The sequence below is a fragment of the Affinibrenneria salicis genome (assembly GCF_008710095.1).
Map to the genome: position 1 here is coordinate 1 of NZ_VYKJ01000040.1, position 2,268 is coordinate 2,268.

The window sequence follows — 2,268 nt, forward strand, 5'->3', positions numbered from 1 at the left end:
TGGTCAACTTCATGCCGTCAATGGCAGCGGGTCGAGGTGGTGATGTTGAATCCAGAGAAGCCAGAAACTGGTCTGAAAACGGCAGCATAAAAACGAATAAGGGTGTCAACTTCGTTGACAGCTACCGGAACGAAGGATTTGCATGACCGCGCCACACCGGGGCGGGGGCGGAAGCAGGCGAGCGGGGAAGGAGCAACGCAGTGCGACCCCGCGCAGCCTGCCGCTCAAGCTGCGTGTCATGCCCGGCTGCATTGTCATTACCGTGCAGGATTTGCGGGAGCTGTGGCATTGTCTCGAAGGACTCAGCCTGCAACCATTCGATGAACGCGCCGCCGCACAATGGCTCAACCGCTTTCCCGGCGGGCTGGACAAGGGAGGCGCGCAATGAGCATACAGACGGCGTTTTATCAGGGAGAACTGCCGGAACTGACGTTAACAGGCAGAGAACTGGCTCAGGCGGGCTTTACCGCCGGGACGTTGTTCCGTATCAGCCTGTACCGTAACGGGCTGATGCTGACCCGACTCGATGAGGACACCGATATCGCCGCGCTGCTGGCAGAGCTGGACGGCCATAACAGCGAGGGCGCCGACTGGATACGCGATAACAGCGAGCTGACTCTGGCAGGCGACTGGCTGACCCGCTGCGGGTTGCTCGGCCAGTCGTTAATGATTGAGGTGCTGCCCGGTAAAATAACCATTCGGGCAGAGCGGGGGACGATTCTGGCGTAATACGCAAGCCGCTAAAAATAAAAAAGCCGGAAGGATCTTTGCGATCACTTCCGGCTTTTTTATTAAGATAAATTAGTCTTTATAAATTCATTTAACTCATCTTTTGTTAATTCAAACTCAGGGCCAGCATCCATTCCTTTTAGATAATCAACTACATATTCTAACTTTTCATCACTAATATCATAATCAAGGTAAAACGCATATGCATAGCGAGCAATACAGACAGGATAATAATCTTCTTGCAAAAGATAATTTAGACCATAAAGAAAATATTTTCTAAGATTTTTCAATAAACACAATCCCAACTTTATGAGGCCCCTCATATATTTCAAAAGAGTCATAATCACTCATCTTTTCCATAGGGGCATTTTCCATCATAAAACTAACACTTCCAGAGCTTAACTTATGATCATCCACATCCTGTGGAGGAGATAGCTCAAAAATAACACTCCAAGCATTGTTCTGCCAAGTTTTATCATCAGGAAAACGAGCAACTGAATAATAACGACCTGTTGGTGGAGGATTCTTTCGTCCTCCCTCATTTGGATTTAACCACTTTACTTTCACAGTAGCCATTATATATCCCTCATATTATTTACAAGCTTTGGGCGTAGCTTTAACTTCTTTACTCCATGTTATTTTCGTTCTTGGATCGTTTAGATCACTAAGCTCTGCATATCTTGCTGGCCCAATACCATCCAAGTGAGGATCTGCATGAAGTTTACTAGCTATATCATCCGGCATATCAATTTGAACAACTCTAAATGTATCACCACCATGTCCCATTTTATTTCCCCAAGTCACTGCGTCCTCATATGACTCAGCAAACCATTTACCTTCCATTGATCCATTTCCATATTTCCAAACACCGTCTTTCATCAAATCATTATATTCAGCGATACTCATTCCTCTGTATAAAACCATTAATCCATATGGGTCTACAGAAGTTAAAGGATTGGAAACATACGATTGAGGTCTGATGCCCCCCACCAACCCTATCGGGTCATAGGAATGATCGCGACCGGTTTTCGAATCGTACTACCGGTTTCGGTTGTAAGTTACCTTCATGCCGTCGTCGTAGTATCGGAAACCATTCACGCTACCGCCCTGAACACGCATTCTACGCCAGACACCACCGTTTTTAAAATCTCGCAGTCGGAGCGCTATCTGCACGTCGGCTACCGGCCCAACAAGGGCAACGTCTCCACGCCCGCCATCAACATCAGCGGCAAGTGGCTACAGGAAGCCGGATTCAGCACCAGGCAGCCGCTCAAGCTGCGCGTGATGCCGGGCTGCCTCGTCATCACCGCGCAGGATATCCGCGAACTGTGGTTTATGCTGCCGGGGCTGAGTCGCGCCCCGTTCGATGAGCGCGCCGCCGCTGAGTGGCTGGGCGCTTTCCCGGCGGGTTGCGGTAGCTGTCAACGAAGTTGACACCCTTATTCGTTTTTATGCTGCCGTTTTCAGACCAGTTTCTGGCTTCTCTGGATTCAACATCACCACCTCGACCCGCTGCCATTGACGGCATGAAGTTGACCA

Annotated in this window: 6 protein-coding genes; 3 read left to right on the plus strand and 3 right to left on the minus strand. The window is 49.0% G+C overall.

Features of this window, described 5'->3' with window-relative positions:
- The first annotated feature begins 238 nt into the window (after positions 1 to 238).
- Together FJU30_RS26635 and FJU30_RS26640 are read left to right on the plus strand one after the other, a co-directional pair.
- Positions 239 to 388 carry a hypothetical protein gene (locus FJU30_RS26635; protein WP_191091704.1) on the plus strand — a complete coding sequence of 50 codons (150 nt, stop codon included), beginning with the start codon at positions 239 to 241 and terminating at the stop codon, positions 386 to 388.
- Positions 385 to 729, plus strand: coding sequence for a SymE family type I addiction module toxin (locus tag FJU30_RS26640; protein ID WP_150437926.1), 345 nt, complete (start codon positions 385 to 387; stop codon positions 727 to 729). Before FJU30_RS26635 ends, FJU30_RS26640 begins: the two co-directional genes overlap by 4 nt.
- A gap of 62 nt (positions 730 to 791) precedes the next feature.
- On the opposite strand, the gene FJU30_RS26645 is transcribed toward FJU30_RS26640, so the two are convergent.
- From FJU30_RS26645 to FJU30_RS26655, 3 genes are read right to left on the minus strand one after another with little or no spacing between them, the layout of a single operon-like run.
- Positions 792 to 1,019 (minus strand): hypothetical protein, encoded by a 228-nt coding sequence (locus tag FJU30_RS26645; protein WP_150437927.1) that lies wholly within the window; start codon positions 1,017 to 1,019, stop codon positions 792 to 794.
- Complete coding sequence (locus FJU30_RS26650; protein WP_150437928.1) at positions 1,006 to 1,305, minus strand: hypothetical protein; 300 nt, start codon at positions 1,303 to 1,305, stop codon at positions 1,006 to 1,008. Before FJU30_RS26650 ends, FJU30_RS26645 begins: the two co-directional genes overlap by 14 nt.
- A 15-nt stretch (positions 1,306 to 1,320) precedes the next feature.
- Positions 1,321 to 1,635, minus strand: coding sequence for a hypothetical protein (locus FJU30_RS26655; RefSeq protein WP_150437929.1), 315 nt, complete (start codon positions 1,633 to 1,635; stop codon positions 1,321 to 1,323).
- Positions 1,636 to 1,740: 105 nt separating this feature from the next.
- Here FJU30_RS26655 and FJU30_RS26660 point away from each other — a divergent pair, with 105 nt between their 5' ends.
- Positions 1,741 to 2,163, plus strand: a complete 423-nt coding sequence (locus FJU30_RS26660) for a SymE family type I addiction module toxin (RefSeq protein ID WP_150437930.1) — start codon at positions 1,741 to 1,743, stop codon at positions 2,161 to 2,163.
- Positions 2,164 to 2,268 lie beyond the last annotated feature (105 nt).

Bases quoted from the DNA above. Each gene is read 5' to 3' on its own strand.
- FJU30_RS26655 (WP_150437929.1), bottom strand. From the start codon at position 1,635: ATGAGTATCGCTGAATATAATGATTTGATGAAAGACGGTGTTTGGAAA.
- FJU30_RS26650 (WP_150437928.1), bottom strand. From the start codon at position 1,305: ATGGCTACTGTGAAAGTAAAGTGGTTAAATCCAAATGAGGGAGGACGA.
- FJU30_RS26660 (WP_150437930.1), top strand. From the start codon at position 1,741: ATGATCGCGACCGGTTTTCGAATCGTACTACCGGTTTCGGTTGTAAGT.
- FJU30_RS26635 (WP_191091704.1), top strand. From the start codon at position 239: ATGCCCGGCTGCATTGTCATTACCGTGCAGGATTTGCGGGAGCTGTGG.
- FJU30_RS26640 (WP_150437926.1), top strand. From the start codon at position 385: ATGAGCATACAGACGGCGTTTTATCAGGGAGAACTGCCGGAACTGACG.